The sequence below is a fragment of the Reichenbachiella ulvae genome (genome assembly GCF_025833875.1).
Taxonomy (GTDB): Bacteria; Bacteroidota; Bacteroidia; order Cytophagales; family Cyclobacteriaceae; genus Reichenbachiella; species Reichenbachiella ulvae.
Genome location: NZ_JAOYOD010000001.1, coordinates 2,072,958 through 2,091,410 on the forward strand (window position 1 = coordinate 2,072,958; position 18,453 = coordinate 2,091,410).

At 45.1% G+C, this 18,453-nt stretch carries 8 protein-coding genes; all 8 read right to left on the reverse strand.

The genetic code is table 11. The features are described 5' to 3' along the window. Window positions 1–62 precede the first annotated feature (62 nt). Window positions 63–1,484 (reverse strand): sulfatase, encoded by a 1,422-nt coding sequence (locus N7U62_RS08235; protein ID WP_264137460.1) that lies wholly within the window; start codon window positions 1,482–1,484, stop codon window positions 63–65. An 11-nt stretch (window positions 1,485–1,495) separates the two neighbouring features. Further along, window positions 1,496–2,965: an arylsulfatase gene (locus tag N7U62_RS08240; protein ID WP_264137462.1), complete on the reverse strand. Its 1,470-nt coding sequence runs from the start codon at window positions 2,963–2,965 to the stop codon at window positions 1,496–1,498. Further along, window positions 2,958–3,896, reverse strand: coding sequence for a family 43 glycosylhydrolase (locus tag N7U62_RS08245; protein WP_264137463.1), 939 nt, complete (start codon window positions 3,894–3,896; stop codon window positions 2,958–2,960). The genes N7U62_RS08240 and N7U62_RS08245 overlap by 8 nt, the downstream gene beginning before the upstream one ends. A gap of 49 nt (window positions 3,897–3,945) precedes the next feature. Then, entirely contained in the window at window positions 3,946–6,897 is a 2,952-nt protein-coding gene (locus tag N7U62_RS08250) for a DUF8487 domain-containing protein (protein WP_264137464.1), read from the reverse strand. Window positions 6,898–6,908: 11 nt separating this feature from the next. After that, entirely contained in the window at window positions 6,909–10,160 is a 3,252-nt protein-coding gene (locus tag N7U62_RS08255) for a glycosyl hydrolase (protein WP_264137465.1), read from the reverse strand. Window positions 10,161–10,390: 230 nt separating this feature from the next. Continuing rightward, a complete protein-coding gene (locus tag N7U62_RS08260; protein WP_264137466.1) occupies window positions 10,391–13,657 on the reverse strand; it encodes a family 78 glycoside hydrolase catalytic domain in 3,267 nt (1,088 codons plus the stop codon). A 30-nt stretch (window positions 13,658–13,687) separates the two neighbouring features. Further along, window positions 13,688–16,066: an alpha-L-rhamnosidase-related protein gene (locus N7U62_RS08265; protein ID WP_264137467.1), complete on the reverse strand. Its 2,379-nt coding sequence runs from the start codon at window positions 16,064–16,066 to the stop codon at window positions 13,688–13,690. Beyond that, window positions 16,067–18,445: an alpha-L-rhamnosidase-related protein gene (locus N7U62_RS08270; protein WP_264137469.1), complete on the reverse strand. Its 2,379-nt coding sequence runs from the start codon at window positions 18,443–18,445 to the stop codon at window positions 16,067–16,069. Window positions 18,446–18,453 lie beyond the last annotated feature (8 nt).

An 18,453-nucleotide genomic window follows, 5' to 3' on the forward strand; every position in this document is an offset into this window, starting at 1 on the left:
TGCACAGGAGCATTTTCATTATTCCTAAATACGAAAGACCATACGCTCACCAAACCAGTCGTTCAATTCAAAATCCGATGAATTTGACCTTTATAATCTGGATTCATTTCCGTAGGAATAGGCGCATTCGTTTCTTCCCACCAGTTTTCGAGTAGACTTAGTAGTTCTTCCTTCTTTTCCGCTTCAACTGTAGATAGGTCATTTCGTTCACCTATATCCTCTGATAGATTAAAGAGCTCGACTTCATTATCTTCAAAATAATAGTGCAACTTCCAAACTCCCTGACGTACCACTGAGCCAGGGCGCGTCCTGAACAATGGGTCACGTGTTTCATTCATAGTTTTGTTGTATGCCTGCAGGTAGATTGGAAAATGCCAAAAAAGCGGACGGTTCAACTCACTTTCCTTGCCTTCAAGAATGGAAGACAGGTTGTCACCGTCGAGTTTCAACTCAGGGTTATGGATTCCGGCATAACTCAAAATCGTTGGAAAAATATCCAAATTGGTGATTGGGACATCACTGGTGACATTTGCTTTTACTCTGTCTTTGTACACAAAGAAAAACGGCTCGCGAATGCCTCCCTCATAGTAACTGCCTTTACCTGCACGCAGCGGTGGCTGTTTGGTTACTGCATACAATCCGCCATTGTCAGAAGTAAAAACAATGAGGGTATTGTCGAATATTCCTTTCGCTTTTAGTTTATCTACTAACAGTCCGATATTACGATCCAGGTTTTCCACCATGGTAGCATATTCGGCATGGTCTTGACCGTTCGACGGTTCTTTGTTCTTATATTTTTCCACCAGGCTCTTGACAGGATCAATTGGTACGTGAATGGCGTAAGGAGAATAATAAAGGAAGAATGGAGCAGCCGTGGTGTCCACAAACTCCAATGCTTTCTCCATGATCAGGTCTGTCAAATATTCGTTTTCTCCTTCTTCAATTTTCACATTCTTATACGGAGGATAATAACTCTTTGGAAGTCCATTATGTCCTCCACCAATGTTGATATCAAAACCATATTCCAATGGATTTTCACTTAGATGCCATTTTCCCGCATGACAAGTTACATATCCATTTTTTCGAAGCACTTCGGGTATGATCGTATGCTCTTTGGCCAGCGTAGTGGTGTTTGGAGTGGGTATCAATTTCCGATTTTTTGAAGCACCCCTTTCAGAAGAATTGACCGTGTAAATACCGTGACGTGGTGTCCAAAGTCCGGTCATCAAACAAGCACGGCTGGGTGCACAATTGGCGGAAGCTGCGTATCCATTGGTAAACACCATTCCGGCGGTTGAAAGCTCATCGATATTCGGGGTTTCGTAATATTCACTCCCCATAAAACCAACATCTTTCCACCCCATATCATCAATATTGATAAGGAGAATATTGGGTTTGGTTTCTTTCCTTGGTTTAATCGCACATGAACCAACTAAGAGCAAGATGCTCATAATAATTACTAATCTGCCGTTAGAAACTTTCATCTTTATGTCCTTTAGTACTCGTTTTTATTCTTTTCAAATTCAAAGCTGAACACCTCGGAATAGGTATGTTCTTTACTCATAATAGTGGCGATCTCCTGTAAGACCTCCGGATTTTCATCCGCCACATTATATTCCTCACCAGGATCAGTAGCCAAATCATAAAGCTCAATTGGCGCATCGGGATTTTCAGTCATATTCAGTCGAATGCCTTTCCAATCCCCAAACCGAACCGCTTGCTTACCCCCTCGCATTGGAAATTCCCAATAGAGATATTTATGCTTTGCTTGTTCTGCGCCTAAGAGCTCTGGTAAAAAGGAAATACCATCGATATTTTCAGGTGGCTGCACACCTGCGATATCGCATAGTGTGGGTAAAAAATCCCAGAATGCGGAAATGTGATCGGAAGTAGTATTTGTCTTAATCTTATTGGGCCAGCAGGCAATCGTGGGTACTCTTAATCCTCCTTCATACAAATCACGTTTGTAGCCTTTGAAGCTCGCATTGCTATTGAAGTAGTCAGGATCAGCACCCCCTTCTTTGTGGGGTCCATTGTCCGAACTAAAAATGATCAGGGTGTTTTCTGCAATTCCAAGTTCTTCCAATTTTTGCCTAATCTCCCCGACCTGCTTATCAAGCAAATAAACCATAGCAGCAAAAGCAGCATGAGATTCCCTCTGAGAGCCATAAGGCCCTTTTCGATAACTTGGTCCGTCATCAACCCCAGCATACGCTTTTTCAGGTAAGTATTTCCCACGGAACTTTTGGAGCAAGCTATCAGGAACGAGCAGCTCCGCATGGGGGATAATGGATGGATAATACATGAAGAAAGAGGTGTCCTTATTTTTCTCCAGAAATTCCACTGCTTTCTGGTGGATGATATCAGGAGCATACGTTTCTTTTTTATCCCCTGCGTTACCTTCAAGCATAACCTTAGTCTGATTCTGCCACAGATGATAAGGGTAGTAATTATGTCCTAAACGCTGACAATTGAAGCCATAGAACTCATCAAAACCCTGATTATTTGGGTCTCCATCTGATCCGGGATAGCCCAACCCCCATTTTCCAAATGCTCCCGTCACATAGCCGGCAGACTGTAGCAATTTAGCAACCGTCACTGCAGATGAGTCCAACGGATGCTGTCCCTCTGGTCTGATTTCTTTATTCCCACGAATAAAGGTATGACCCGTATGCATACCGGTCATCAATGTGGAACGGGAGGGTGCACAGACAGTTGATCCGGAATAATGCTGGGTAAAAAACATCCCGTCTTCTGCCAGTTGGTCAATGAATGGTGTCTTAAAATTTGTTTGACCTGTAAGGCTTAAATCTCCATAACCCAGGTCATCGGCAAGAATGAAAATAATGTTGGGTTTAGGGGCGCTTTTAGCATCTTGATCGCTAGCTGTTGACGGACCTTCGCAGCTAACAATGGCGGCCAGTAATCCTGACACGAACAAAAAATTGACTAGTTGTTTATTCATAAGGGTTTACTTTTTGAATCGTGCCATCTTCATTGTATACGAGCTTCTGAAAGGTCATTGAGCGCCTAAAGCGATGTGGCCCCCGCCCGGGTTTCAGTCCCGTTCCCGGCGTAACCTCAGGGTTGTTTTGATAATAGAGATTGGCGTTGTGATAAAACAAATACCACTCACCCTTGTATTCCACAATCGAGTGATGACTTGTGCCGCTGTTCATTGGTGGCAGTAGTACACCTTGATATTCAAACGGGCCTAATGGGCTATCGCCGATGCAGTATTTCAATTCACGACTAGTACTCACATACGACAAATAATACTTTCCATCATACTTGTGCATCCAAATCGCTTCGAAAAATCCTAGCGTGCTTTCCAGATGATGCACTTCTCCATCATAGGAGATCATATCTTCATTGAGCTTGATTGCATTGACAGTATGCTGTCCCATGTACAAGTAGGCCTGATCATCGTCATCTATAAAAACCGCAGGATCAATAAAATCACGATCACACACTACACCTTTGCTATTGATATGGATCAAAGCTGAATCCAGGGGGTCTTTGAAATAGCCAGTAGGTTTATCCGAAACAGCCACACCGATCATACTCTTTTCTACGGGGTAATAGAAGTAGTATTTCCCATTTCTACCGATACAATCAGGAGCCCACGCATAGCGATTGGCCCAACTGAGATCTTCCAACGAGAAAGCTACCCCATGATCCGTCCAATTCTCCATATCTGTGGTGGAAAAAACGTGCCAGTCTGCCATATTGAACCAGGTGGCAGTATCCGGGTCATGAGATGGATATACATAAAGCGTGTCGTTGAATACGCGTGCCGAAGGGTCAGCTGTGTACATATGCTCAACAATCGGGTCTTGCGCCTGACTGTAGAGGATTAATGTGAAAAGGCTTAAAAACAGAAATGATTTCATCATACAAATATCAGATTCTAGAAAATTTTATAATTAATATTCTCCTCCATCCTTAATTATCCGTTGGGAGCGCGTTGGCACTAAAGTCTATTTCGTCATCTGTACCAGCTTCTTTCGCAAATATTTCTGCAATGGCTTCCGGTTTTATCTGCCATTGCGGATCGAACGCTGACGACTTCAAGTAGTTCATCAGGCTCTTTCTGAACTGCCGGGTCGCGGGTCGGTTGTCCAAATCACTTTCGAGATCAATACTACAGATGAGCAACTTACCCTCACCTACTTTGGCCTCAGCCACCAGGGCCAATTTTCGGTTGATCTTCCATGAGTCAACCGGCTGGATGAGCGATCGGTATGCTTTTGGCCAAGGGGTTTTTGAATCATACGAGTCTAAAATCATTGGCTGGGCATGGTTAAGAACATCCCACCAGTTCCAGTTGACATGCGGATCGATAGGAAAGGATGCGAATAGTGGATGCTCAGGATCCATCAGCATGCCTGAGGCTGATGACTGACCGCCTTTTTCTCCTATTGCCGTCCAGAAGTGATTGGTAAAGCACGAAGGGAGATCGCCTTTCATATCGCCAATCTGAGGCAAGAGCAACACGGTTTCACCAGCTTCTAGTCGTTTCTGAGCGCTGCTGTTCCATTTCCTGGTTACATGGACACTGCTTGGGAAAGGTTCTGCTTGAGAATCAGGGTAAACCCAAATATCCCAGTCATTGATCAGCTGATTGGCTTTGGACTCAAGTTCTAGAATGAGCTTAGCTGGTGCAGCGATGTTGTCCAGTGCCCATTCGATTGCGGCTATTGGTTGGGCGCTTTCTTGTGCAAAAACCCCTTTGGGAAGTTTCCATGTTTTGATGACCGTGCCATCCTCGGCTCGCAAGGTAGCAGTGAGGTCGTTGAGCTCCAGCTTTTCTTTACCAAAATGAGTGACTTCAAGGTCAGCTTTGAATACTTCGCTCTGGGTAAGCACGCGTTTGGGCATACGAGCCAAAAGTACCGTCGGGGCACTCCAACGACGCACGTACTCCAAGTCCACGTAAGGGCGAGGATCATAAAACGGGTCTGTCAAACCTACAGGAGCGCTACTCTGTCCGGTGAAGTCTGCCAGCGAAAGCCACTGGAACCCTGCCATACCTGGTGTGCGATAAGCCGCTTCAAAAGACTCCCGTATCAGCTCAACTTGCCACTTGCCAGATGACTGGACTATTTCAGGTAGTAGCTCATACATGCCCCGTTCCCTGAGCTGGTCTTGAGCGATTTGCAGATAGTCTGCCTTCAGGTATCCGGTATATTTTTTTATCTCTGTTGCTACATCCGGATAGGTACATATCTGAGCGATCTCATGTGACATCACCGGCACCTTGAAGGTAGAAGCAGCTTCTCTCCAGTCAATAGAGGTGTTCGGCGCATTGAGGTTATATTCTGTGCGATCAGGAGTTGGCGGCCAGCCAAACTGATAACGCAATTTGGTGGTGCGTTCCGGCCAGATACCTCGCTGCACCTGATAGTCGGCACCTTCAGGGCTCCACGAGTTGGCTTTGACCATGTAAAGTTTAGAATCGTCATATGCTTTCCATTCCTCCACGATCTTTTCGAAAAACCCATGATCACCATCGTACTCATTGCCAAGTCCCATCATCACAAAACTTGGATGATGGCCAAATGCATCGAGTATCCTTTTAGCCTCAGCACGCATAAAGTCAAATTGATCTTTCTTTTTTACCGTGCCCCATTCCCCCACTTCGGGAGCCATGTAGATGCCAATCTCGTCTGCAGCAACAAAGGCGGCTTCAGGAGGTGTCCATGAGTGAAAACGCGCCAGATTGAGACCAAAGCCCTTGTATGTACGCCACACTTTTCGCCAGGACTCCACATCCATCGGCGCGTATCCGGTTGCAGGCATGACCGCACAGTCGTTGTTGCCCCGTATGAAGGTTTTATAGCCATTCATGCTAAAGTGCCTGCCATCCACTGTGATGTCCCGCAGACCGAAGGTTAATTGACGGGAATCACTTGCGTTCTCTGCCCGTAAGCTCGCCTCAATTTGGTATAGGGGCTGTTCGTATTCATCCCATAGTTTGACCGTGCCGGTCATGGGGTAATCTATGGTCAGCAGGTCATCATTAATATCCCCAACACTTCCTTTGATGATCAATGCCTCCGGATCATGGGAATTGCCAGCACTCGCCCCGGCTACATCCAAGATAAGCTCCCAGTCTCCCCGGGCTGCTTTGGTTTTTCTGAGCTGAATGCTGACTTTCAGCATATTGCCATCTGGTTTTGGAGAGACCGTTAATTTTTCAATCCAAACAATGGGGTGTACTTCCAATTTAATTTCTCCCACCAGGCCATTCCACGTACCCGCGGTTTGCTCTGACACGGAATGTGCGTTATATCCCATGTGGACGAACTCGGAGTTGTCCACCCGCACGGTGATTTGATGCGTGTCTGGCGAAAGCTCCCCTAGTTCATACGTATGAGGTGTTGCCAAGCTGGTGCCTCGCCCGATCTTTTTGCCATCAAGCCATAGATCGGACACCCAGTGGACGCGTTCAAAAGAGATGGAAACCGACTTTCCTTCCCAATCCTTGGGAACCTCGATTGTGCGATTGTACCAGGCAGGCCCTATGTAGTGGCGGTCGGGATGTAGAAAGTGCTGCATTTTGTAGACCCCTTGCTCCTGATAGTTTTGAAGCCATTCAGGCCCCCAACCATTAAGTCCTCCGGTACCAGCCCACTCTGTATTGCCATACCAAGGGGTATTAGGGCCGGGAACGTCCCCGTATCCCTGCTCCTGAAGGCAACCCGGAAGCAATAGGGTGTCCGGGAATGAAGGCCCATCAAACCAGCCTTCCTCCACACCCTTATCCTCAGGGTCTAGCTTCACCTGCCATTCTCCTGCAAGGTCTACTACTTGCCGTTCATTTGGGCGTGCACATCCAAAAGCGACGGCTACTATTATGAGTAATTTAAATGTCGAGCGCATGTTGTTTTTCATTTAAAGACATGTTAATACTGAGCGACCTCCACGACTACTGGCCCGATCAATCCCGACGGCTGCAATTGAGAATCAGGCTTTATATCATCTGTGACCAACCAGGTGTATTTCTCCTCCTCAGGTCGCTCTTTATCTTTGATCAATTGATTTCTCCAAAGGTTGACGACTTCTATTTCTAGATTATTCTCACCTTCTCTAATGGCCTCAGAAACGTTCAGTCTGTAAGGTGCCATCCAAACACCTCCAACATATTGGCCATTGAGTTTCACCTTAGCCATGACAGCCACCTCACCTAAGTTGAGGTAAATCTCCTGATCCTTCGGAAGGGAGGATACTTCAAATGTCTTCGTATAGGTAGCCGTCCCGGAATAATGCTTGATCTGCTCATCACTTGATTTGGACCAATCCATCAATTCATCCAAAACCACCAATTCTTCAGGAGCAATGTCTTTATTTTCGAAATCCACCTGATAGGCTCCACCCAGTGCTATCAGTTCTTTGTAGGCAGGAAAATTGGATGTTTGATCAGATGGTAAATCCTGGTCGGCAAAGACCACAAACCAGCTTTGCGCTGCTTGCATTTCCAAGGGTACTTTTATTCCGGTAGAGGTGATTTTATATTCTGGTAATGGACGAACAACTCCACTCACAGCGTCCCATAATTGGGGCTTCAATGACTTTTCCACTCTAAATTCGGGAGCTATTTTGATTGATTGATCTGTCTGATTTGTAATGAAATAGATGTCCATCTCAGGAGTCCGACGATGGGTCCAAAGAATGCTGCTATCATTTTCAGTAGCCAAATCCTTTACTAGTCCTATTTCGGAAAATACTTCAGCTAATTCATAGCCATCCATAATTTTTCCAGCTCCATAGGATGCAGACATTTTGCCATTGGCATATCTGCCGCTCCATAGTTCATCGGCAAGCAATTTCACCCGATCATCACAGTTGGGATAATCTTCCAAACTTGGAGATTTCTTTGGCTTTGGCCCCAAGACTACTCCACCCTGCTTCACCAAAGATGCAATCTTCTCCAACAAGTCAGGACGCATGGTCTCAAATGGAGGCAATACCATCACTCGATACGACATACCATCGGGTAACACAAAGCGTCCATCCTCCACTGACAATAGATTCATGATGACTTCAGCATTGATGTAATCATAAGAATATCCATTTGGGATTTCAGGTATTCTTCCTCCAGTCATGATAGGAGCTTCCTCACCAATGAAATAACATACATCCGCCACATAGGTACCCTGCTGCAATAAGTATTGACATCTTCTTAGATAATCAAAATACGTATCTGCCTGCCCAAACCAGGTGTTGTGCCGGTTAAACTCTGTACCAAACCAGGCGTTCATGCCTGGCTTTCTGTTATCATCAGGCTGCTGGATGTACAAATGCAACACAAAATGATTGATCCCTTCGGTCAGGGACCAGTCCCCTCTTTTTTTCAGTATGGCGGGATGACGTAGGTAAGTTTTGCGAGAAGAGGTAAATGCTTCGGCTGAAACCCTTGGCTTCCCGTAGGTATGTGCGGTGGAAGAGGAAGCCTTGCATTCAATATTGCCCAACGTACCCTCATTCCAAAACTCACCCGCGATTAAGTCTGATTGACCTCCGTACATCATGAACTCCCCCGGGAATCCCCAGTGACCATAGTTTTCCAGCCAGGTTTGAAGGTTGTGTTCATTGCTTGCTTTCCTTAGTGTTCCCACATATTCGTACGCGATATCGTCTGCGATGGTACGGCGAAGATCCCACAAGAAACGCTCAGATTCTTCGACACTTCCTACGACTCTGCCTGAGAGGACTGGAAGGTATTTGACTGGATCGTACCCAAATTTCTCCTGAAACTTGACCTCATAATCGTCTGTCCAGTTTTGAGACCCCATCTCGTAGCTATCTGCTACTACATATTTAAAAGCCGATTTGCTTTCTTCAGGCACTCGTTTTAACAACTCACCCACAAATTTATCGAAGTGGTATTGCACCAATTCGCCATTCATTTTATCAATTTCATACCCCACTCCCTGAGGAGCGGCGGGTGAATTCTTCGTACCTGTTGGAGACATCCCCATACGCATGACCGTCCATTCCCCTACCGGAGCATCCCACTTCAAATTCCCTTCCTCATCTACTTTATCGCTGACATCAAGTACTTCTTTAGGGCTCAGCCTAAATTCATCTGCATTCAACTCATCCTGTCGATCAAAAATATAGGTATCCCAGTTTGGTTTGGGAGTGGGATGCATTTTACCCAGTTGCTTTTCAACGTACTTTTCTAGGATTGGAGCTTCAGTAATCGTGATTTCAGCAAAACCGTATCCTCCCCCTCTTCGAAACATCCGAAAGTTGGAGCATTTCAGTTTAAACTTGCTAGCTTTTACCTTTGGAAAAACCGTTGAATAGGCTCCTTTCTTAATAGGTCCAATATTAGCCGCCATCCTGAAACGATCAAAATGAAAGGTCTTTATCACCTCTTCTTTGCCATCCACTACAGCCGACAATTCCACATCACATTTAAAGGCCTGACTAGGCACGATAGAAATAGATTGCGCCTCAATCGCTTCCACCAAATCAAAGGTGATTACCAAAGGCTCTTTTTCTTTCACCTCAAATGCTGTTTCGGATTCTGTAATGCCATTGGTCAATTCTGCAACATCCACATCGTCCCAATTTGAAGTGATTTTGGTTGGGATAAATTGGGTGCTTCGTAGTTCGGAATCTGCTGCTTTGAATGCCAATGTGTGGGTATCCTGAAATTCCTCATTAGGCTGTTCGAGTTTCAAATTGACCGCTTGACCACCAGTTACTTTGGTTTCACTATAAGTCAAATAACGCATGGCTTTGGTGTAATCCACCCAGGGACCACCGCTCTGGCTCCATCCAGGGCAATTGAACACTCCAATGTCCACACCAATGCGCTTACCTTCTACTACTGCATGTACCATGTGCGACCACCACTCATCACTGAGCATCGGTACTTTACCGTCTTCCCGAGCCGGATTTATATTCCCGATGAGCGCACCACCGATACCCGCCTTTTTCATGGCTTCCAAATCCTTGGTGATACCATCTTTTGAGATGTCGTCATTGATCCAATACCAATAGCACCAGATGGTATTGTCGTCTTTCGGTTTGATAAAGTCCGAATGAACAAGGTCAATTTTTTTCGATTCGTTACACCCGAAGCAAGCCATTAAAACAAGGAATAACAGCATAATTTCGAATCTCTGGAATAGAATTGTTTTCATATTACGACTTCTTTAACCTGCATTATGCAATGCAGGAGTTAATAGTTATTAGTTATTAGGTTAAAAATCAGATATTTATCGTTTCACCCCAATTAACAGGAACTTACCAAAATGGTTAATGAGTATTCGTGCTGTTTTTGATTAAAAATCACCAACCTATTAACTCAATAACTGATTAACCAATAACTCCGATTTTGCTATTGCATAAATCGGGTTTAAAGTAGATCTCCTTAATTCTTAAATATTTGAATTTCTGAGATCTTTGGATTGTTTATCGACTTTTCGACCAATAGTCTGCACCGTGTTGACGTCACCTCACTTGTCGTAAAAGTCTGTTCAGCGCCAATCTGTTTACCTTCTATCAGATCGACCCATTTGCCTTGATCTAAATATTGAATTTTGAAACTTCGGATTTGACTCCCAGACTCATGTAGTACAAATCGGTTAAATGTTACGGGTTTTACCCATTCTATTTCCAACCACTCGCTAACGTTACTATTGGCCTGCCAGGTGGTTTCCATATTTTCGTCATTAGCCTTAAATGCTTCAAATCCAGGTAACTTTTCCGTTTCGATGTACATCGAAGAGGCGTTCATTCTCCCTATTGTCGCGAGGTTTTTGACTTCACCTAAGGGATCAGGGTAACTAGTCTCAGGTTGCTGAGTCACTTCGAAATCATACGTGCCTGAGGCTACTTGATAGATGACATAATTCCCTACGGGTTCACTCTTTTCTGTTCCGATGTATTGAATGCTTTCAGACTGATCAGCATTTTTACCACCTTCCTTCACATCTCCAGATTGCAGGGCAGGGATGTACACTTTGGCGGTGGTATTTACCGGTACCTCAAGATGATAGCTGGCCAAATTATCATCTCTTTTCCAATTGACTATAATATCACCGTACATGGATTGATGACTGGTATTGGCGAAAGTAAGATCTCCAACTGGTGCAGGTTTGATCAAGAATTGCTGCATACCAGGATTCTTAGGGTCGGATCGGATACCTCCAAAACCTTTTATAAAATAGCCCCCGATACCTGTATAGCAAGTATGGATTTGGCTTTTACCCACTGCAGACCAGCGCTCAGGCCATACGGTTTTGCCTTGCTCCAAAAAGTACCCGTAGCTTGGGTGACTTCTATCTTGAAGCAATTCATAGATCAAGTCCATCCGTTCTCCATGTTCGGTAAAGTAGCGCGTATAAAGCGCCTGTCCAGAGCTGCCCGTGTCATAGTATGGAAACTTATACAAGACATTGTCAACCAGATGTGATTTTACCTTTTCCCGCTCAGCCTCTGGAGTCACGCCTGCAAGCAGGGCTAAGGCTTGATTGATCTGACGGCCATCGAGGTACTTACCCGTGGCAGGATCGTAAGATTGCCTGTGTGTAGCTTCTCTCTGTATTTTCAGCCTTTTAGAAAAAACTTCAATGTCTTGGGTTTGACCTAGCTCCTCAGCCATTTTAAGCGCACATTCTAGCATGTAGGCATAGACACAATTGTTGAAATGTGCCGATTCGGGCGAATTGCTAGCCGACCAGAAGTTGCCTCTGGGTGTGCACCAGTCGCCAAGTCCTGGAAACTCCAGAGAGCCTCGTTCGCCCAGGGTGAGTGCCCGGCCAATATGGTAGCCCGATTTTTTCTTAAGCCATTCCATCCACAGAAGCATGCTAGGATAGTGATCGACGAGCGACTTTTTGTCGCCAAAGGATTGGTAGCTTTCCCAAAGGGTGATTGGACTATTGGCCATCCACATCAGAAATTCAAAATCATCTCCATTGATCACGGCTCTCATCTTGCCATCTTCTGCCTGAGCATCGGCCATGAACTGGGCATATTGATCCATATAAGCCCCACTTTCAAAATTGGGCAGGGCGTCACCGTACATGGCAGCTACGGTCACTTCACCCCATCCTCTTCGCTCACGGTGAGGACAATCCATCAAAATGCCATCTAGGGTATTAGCGATGTAAGTGTTGAGATTGATCTGGTAGATTTGGTTGAGCAATTCGCTGGAGCTTTCAAAGCTGCTGATCTGCCTACGGTCGTTGGTGATGACATACCCTTTAATATCCTCAAGCTTTGGCTTGTCATTCAATCCATCAATCGTTACCCAACGTCCCCCAGCCACATTGAAGCGATTAGTGAAATTACCCGTTCCGGATTCATCAAAGATGTATTTGCTTTGTTGATTCCAGGAGCTGATCACCTCTCTGTGATCAGCGATCTTTAAAGTAACCGAATCTCCTTCTTGTCCATTTCGCATATCGATAGAAAAGAATCCAGTGTAATTTTCGCCCATATCAATGAGATAGGTACTATCCTCATTTTCTGTGATTTCTTTGGGACGTACTTCTTTGTATTTGACTTGTGGTTCGATCATCTGCGCACTTAAGGTGGCCGTAATTGGATTGGTAGGGATACCTTCTTTTGAGTTATCAACTCGAACGGCTCCTTTCGGCCCCAAATCAATGTCATTTGGATCCATGCTGCCTGTATTAGAATGATCAAAAACGACAGCATACTCCCAGCCGGAATCATCGTAGGTCGCTGTGTTCCAACTATCTTCCCGCAATCGCTCGTCGATGATCTCACCACCAAAATCCAAAATGTCCCAGTCGCCCCAATAGGCACTATAGCTTTTCTTGCATTTCCAGGAAGTATCGGAAACGAGTGTGGTCTTTTGATTTTGACTGACCAACTCAACTTGTGCTTTGAATACAAAGGGAGGTTTGAAGTAGGTTTTAACTCTGCCCCATCGAGTCCATCCGGCTGCATGCCAGATGCCGATTACATTGTCACCTTCAGTTAGGTATTCTCGGATGTCATAGGTTAAATAGGGTAATCGCTTGGCTAAATGCGATTGAACGGGGTTCATCACTCCCTCATCTACTTTTTGACCATTGACATAGATCTCATGATAGCCGAAAGAAGCCACATAGATTAAGGCTATTTCTGGCACGTTATCCAGGATGAAATTTTTTCGGTACCAGTTATGATCTTTTGGATTTTGATCTCTTTTCTGAATCCATTCTCCTTTCCAGTCTTCGGCATTTAGCAGGCCAATGGTGAATCGTGCGGGTTCGCTCCAATCAGAAGCATTACCATCTTTGTCCCAAACACGGGCTTTCCAGTAGCACTGCTGATTGGAAGTTAGCGAACTTCCGGAGTAGACGTTATTGACGGACTGATCGGAGTTGATTTTACCCGAATCCCATACATCGCCTTCATCCTTATCTAGCTGATCCGGTGTACTCGCCACCAAAATTTGAAAGGCCGATTGTCTCTGGCCTCTCTCTTGATTGGCGTCAATCAGCTTCCAGCTTAAACGAGGTGCAACATTGTCGATTCCTAAAGGGTCTCTTCGGTATTCACATAGAAGATCCGTGACTTGTACTGTACTTGTATCACTTGAACTACATGAAAATAAAAGTCCGATCCCTATAAATAATAATAGGTGAATGAAAAGGCGTTGTTTGAGTCTAGTAGTATTCATAGGTCGTTTGTTAAATAGATTCCTTCATGTTCATTGCTTTTTTGCTTCGAAACTCCACACTCCCGGTTCTATTTCAAAGCACAGAAATGACTCTTCTGATTTGATCATTTTCAGTCCGTTCAAGCCTCCTTTGAAATTCCCCTTTTTCCAAATCACTTTCTGGTTGACTACCACTTGATGGATAGTCTCATCGGGGTTCGGGATATAGATGGTTCCCTTTGTCCGCTCAGGAGAGGTCAGGTCTATTTGATAGCTGTCTTGACTTTTGTTCACCTCCAGGATAATGTCTCCCTTTACGGAAGGTACGATTTGCTTGACTTGTGACAAGTGAGCCAGATTGGGTTTTACCTCATAGCGTGACCATGCCACACCGGTAGGCCTGATCCCTGCGATGTAGCGGGAAAGCACATAGTTGGGGGCATTCCAGGCGTGATTATAGGTGCCGCGTAGTTTGGGCTGGTACTTCTCATAAAGTGTTGTGAGCCACTCCATATCTACTTGCTCCTGATAGCGCTGCTGCATACGCAAGAGGCCCTTGTCGCATTGTCCAGTTTCCATAATGGCCGCTTCCGCAATCCACTCCATATGTGGACTCGATTTTTGCACTGGCAATAGCAGACTATCAACCAACAAATCATAGTGCTCTTTTTTGGCCAGCCCACTTAAGACAGCAAGGGCAGACACGCGCTCTTCTACGAGTGCATTTTTTGACCCATATCGGTTTCCTTGCCAATATTTTTGCTCAAAGTTTCCTGCAATACTTTGTATGCGTTCGTTGTACCATGGCAAGTCCTGGTCTTCACCTAAAGCTTCCGCCATATTTTTGGCCGCCTTTAGAGCCATGTAGTACAAGACCACATTTGTGGGTGTGGGATCCGTGTCAATGCCCCAGTCAACCCAGTTGGCATATCCTTTACGATGTTCGGGCAAACCATCAGAACCCATTGACCACAGCTTCAGGTAGTTGAATACAGCCGGATAGGCATACGCCAATGTGCCTTCATCGCCGGTGTTGTAATAATATTGCCAGATGCCCTGATCAATGTATTGTAAACTTTGCCCGGTCAACTCGCTGCTTTTACCTCGGTAGGCGCCAAAGCCAGGAGCCAATCCTTGAATGGTATCACCCTTGCGATAGGCAATGGTATTGTCAATGCCTTTTTTCAAAAGCAAACGCCCTGCTTCATCTGTCGAGTAAAACACCGCTCCCGTTTGATCCGCCACATCGCCAATCCAAAGTCCACGCTCACGGTCAGGACAATCCATGTAGTTATTGCGCATACACACATATAAGGTGTTGCGCGCCATCCACCACAGCCGTGTAAAATAGTCGTCGCTACACTGGAAGGTACCAGGCATCTCTCCCACACCTGTCCAGCGATATTTAAGTGCTATAACCTCTACCCCAGCAGGAATAGCGTACTCAACAAAATGACCATTGAACCAAGTAAACCCCTCAAACTCCTGCTCGCCATCTTTGGTGACATAGGTAGATGTGAGCATGTTAAAATTATTATCCGTATCCGCTACAATGGCTTTTCCCGCTGCACTATTCACCTTTAGGTAGGGCGTTATTTGCTGGTTAAAAGGAAGTTTCGCGGAAATAATTATCGTGGAATCCGATTCATTTTTAAAAGGTAAGGCAATGGTTTCTTCATTAGATGTCAGCGCTACGTAATCGGTCAAACCACGGTCGTTCCATTGCGGTATGGCACGCTCAACAAACGTGCCCCAGGGTTCGCTATTCATTACTCCCTTTTCGGTTGGCACTTCCCAGTCACTATCATCATAGGTAGTGGTGTACCAAGCTGCATTTGTCCAATCGCCCATCGCCAAGCGAGCATCAAACTTGACATTATAAGCATTGACACGATTGGCCGAAGGACCACCTCCTCCACTGTTGGGATCGTATGCAGGATGCACTTTCATTTTCCATGAAGCATCTGTATTTAAATCCTGGTTCCAGCCTGCTGACACTAAAAGCCCTCCTTTACCACTGTCTTCATGTGGCTTGCGTGTGCGTCCCCAGTACCAAACTAAGATGGCTATGGTGTTTTCTCCTTTCTTCAAATAAGGAGCAAAGTCCACAGGATCATAGTAAATCGTATTCGGTGCATGCCCCCGGCACAAACCACCTTCAAACAGCACCATCTCGCCATTGATCCACAGCCAGTATTTGGTATCTACCGATAGCTTGGTCAAAGCCTTGGTAGGCACTTCATCTAGGGTGATGGTTTTACGAAACGCCACCCAAGTATTTGCAGGGCCCGCTTCATCCTGCCATATCCACTGCGCTTCTTTTGTAATCGAATCCTGTGCGTTCAATGAAAATGAATGGATGAATAAGGAAAGGAGGATTCCTTTCCATGCTACGAATTTTCCGATACCAGATTTAATCTTGTTCTTCATTTAGAAATTACTCGTTTCAAAACACCATTCTCCCGGCTCTACCTCAAAGCACAGATTTGACTCATCTGATTTGATCATTTTTAATCCAGCAAGTCCACTTTTGATTCCCCCCTTTTTCCAAACAATCTTCCCGTTGACAACAACCTGAGATGTACTTTTATCAGGATATGGGATATAAATAGTGGCTTTGGTCTGATCCGGAGAAGTCAGATCCAGGCGATAGCTGCTTTGATCTTTGTTCACCTCCAGAATGATATTCCCCTTTACAGATGGCACGATTTGCTTGACTTGGGATAAGTGAAGCAGGTTTGGTTTTACCTCGAACCTCGACCATGCCACCTCGGTGGGCTTGATCCCTGCGATATACCTTGATAGCACATAATTGGGCGCATTCCACGCGTGGTTGTAGGTTCCAAGATTTCCTTTTGGATCGTTGGGAAACCGCTCATACAATGTGGTAATCTCCGGATTGTTTTCCATCTGCCATCCGTAGCGTTGCTTCATTCGTTCTAAGGCCTTTTCACCGTCTCCTGCCAAAAAAAGAGCCTCTTCAACCATCCATTCTAAATGAGGGCTACATTTTTGAATCGGGAACAACACCTCTTCAACCATGGTGTCAAAATATTTCTCATTGGCAAGGCCTTCAATTGTGGCTACTGCACTTGCACGTTCGTCAATCGGTTTACCGGTGCTTCCGTAGTGCGTTCCTTGCCAATACACCTGATCAAAGTTCTCTTTTATGCTTGAAATACGGTCATTGTACCAAGCTGTATCAGCGGAATGCCCCAACTCAATAGCCATCTTTTTGGCTGCTTTCAATGCCATATAATACGTGGTTACATTTAGACTGTACGCATCTGAATCAATTCCCCAATCAACCCAATTGGCAAAACCTTTTCGATGTTCGGGCATCCCATTGGATTGCATCGACCATAGGTTTAGATAATTAAAAACTGCAGGATAGGCATTCGCCAAGGTGGCTTTATCACCGGTATTAAAGTAATACCCCCATATACCCTGACCAATAAATTGTAAACTCTGGGCAGTCAGTTCATTATTAACAGCACCTTCACCTCTGAATCCGGGAGCTAGGCCCGCAAGGGTATCACCAAATCGGTAGTTAATGGTATTGTCAATAGCCTTTTTCAACAGTGAACGTCCCCCCTCGTCGAGAGTATAAAATATGGCCCCTGTCTGATCCGCCACATCCCCGATCCATAAACCTCGTTCCCTGTCCGGACAGTCCATGTAACCATCACGAGCACACACATATAAGGTGTTGCGGCCCATCCAATATAGACGTGTATAAAAAGGATCACTACACTCGAAATTACCTGACATATCGCCGATTCCTGTCCATCTGTATTTTAATTCGGTGACCTCAACACCAGACGGTATTGTGTATATCACATGGTGACCGTTGGTCCAGACGTAGGACTCAAATTGCTGAGTCCCATTTTTGGTGATATAGGTAGCTTTTATCTTATTAAAGGGATTATCAACGTCGATGGTAATGGTCTTTCCTTCACCGGAATTAACAGCTAGGCATGGTGTGATTTGTTGATTAAATGGCAACTTGGCCTTTATGGTAACAATTGATCCGGTGCTATTGGTGTAGGGCAACTGGATGGACGTATCATTCACCGTAAGTGATTCATATTTGGCCAACCCTCGATCATTCCATTGCGGAATTGGACGTTTTACAAAATCACCCCACGGTAAACTATTGACCTCACCCTTTTCTATTGGTGTTCCCCAGTTGCTATCGTCATATTCGGAGGTGTACCATGCATGATCCGACCAATCACCCAATGCATCTCGTGCATCGAATTTCACATTGTAAGAGGGTAAGGTGTTTGGGCCATTTCCCCCACCCCCACTATTCGGATCGTAGGCTGGATGAACTTTCATTTTCCAAGATGTATTGGAAATCAAATCCGGCATCCAATCGGCTGCAACATAAAGACCTCCCTGTCCACTGCTCACGTGTGGTTTACAGGTACGACCTACATACCACACCAAAATTGCAATGGTATTTTCTCCACTTTTTAAATAAGGCGCAAAATCCACCTCATCATAATAAATGGTATTGGGACCAGCTCCTCTGGTCAGCCCACCTTCAAACAATGCCAATTCTCCATTGATCCAGAGCCAGTATTTCGTGTCAGTTGAAATCCTAGTCATTGCCTCAGAGGGCACTTCGCTTACATTGATGGTTTTACGAAATGCCACCCAGGTATTTGCAGGACCTGATTCTTCCTGCCAAATCCACTGCGCTTCTTCAGAATTCGATTCCTGAGCATATGACGAGAAGGAATGGATCAGGAGGCAAAGGACAACCCCTTTTAGCACCAAAAATTTTCCTATGTTAGATTTCAAATTCAAGA

Excerpts from the sequence above, each read along its gene's own strand:
- N7U62_RS08255 (WP_264137465.1), bottom strand. The coding sequence starts at position 10,160 with ATGAAAACAATTCTATTCCAGAGATTCGAAATTATGCTGTTATTCCTT.
- N7U62_RS08260 (WP_264137466.1), bottom strand. The coding sequence starts at position 13,657 with ATGAATACTACTAGACTCAAACAACGCCTTTTCATTCACCTATTATTA.
- N7U62_RS08235 (WP_264137460.1), bottom strand. The coding sequence starts at position 1,484 with ATGAAAGTTTCTAACGGCAGATTAGTAATTATTATGAGCATCTTGCTC.
- N7U62_RS08245 (WP_264137463.1), bottom strand. The coding sequence starts at position 3,896 with ATGATGAAATCATTTCTGTTTTTAAGCCTTTTCACATTAATCCTCTAC.
- N7U62_RS08250 (WP_264137464.1), bottom strand. The coding sequence starts at position 6,897 with ATGAAAAACAACATGCGCTCGACATTTAAATTACTCATAATAGTAGCC.
- N7U62_RS08265 (WP_264137467.1), bottom strand. The coding sequence starts at position 16,066 with ATGAAGAACAAGATTAAATCTGGTATCGGAAAATTCGTAGCATGGAAA.
- N7U62_RS08240 (WP_264137462.1), bottom strand. The coding sequence starts at position 2,965 with ATGAATAAACAACTAGTCAATTTTTTGTTCGTGTCAGGATTACTGGCC.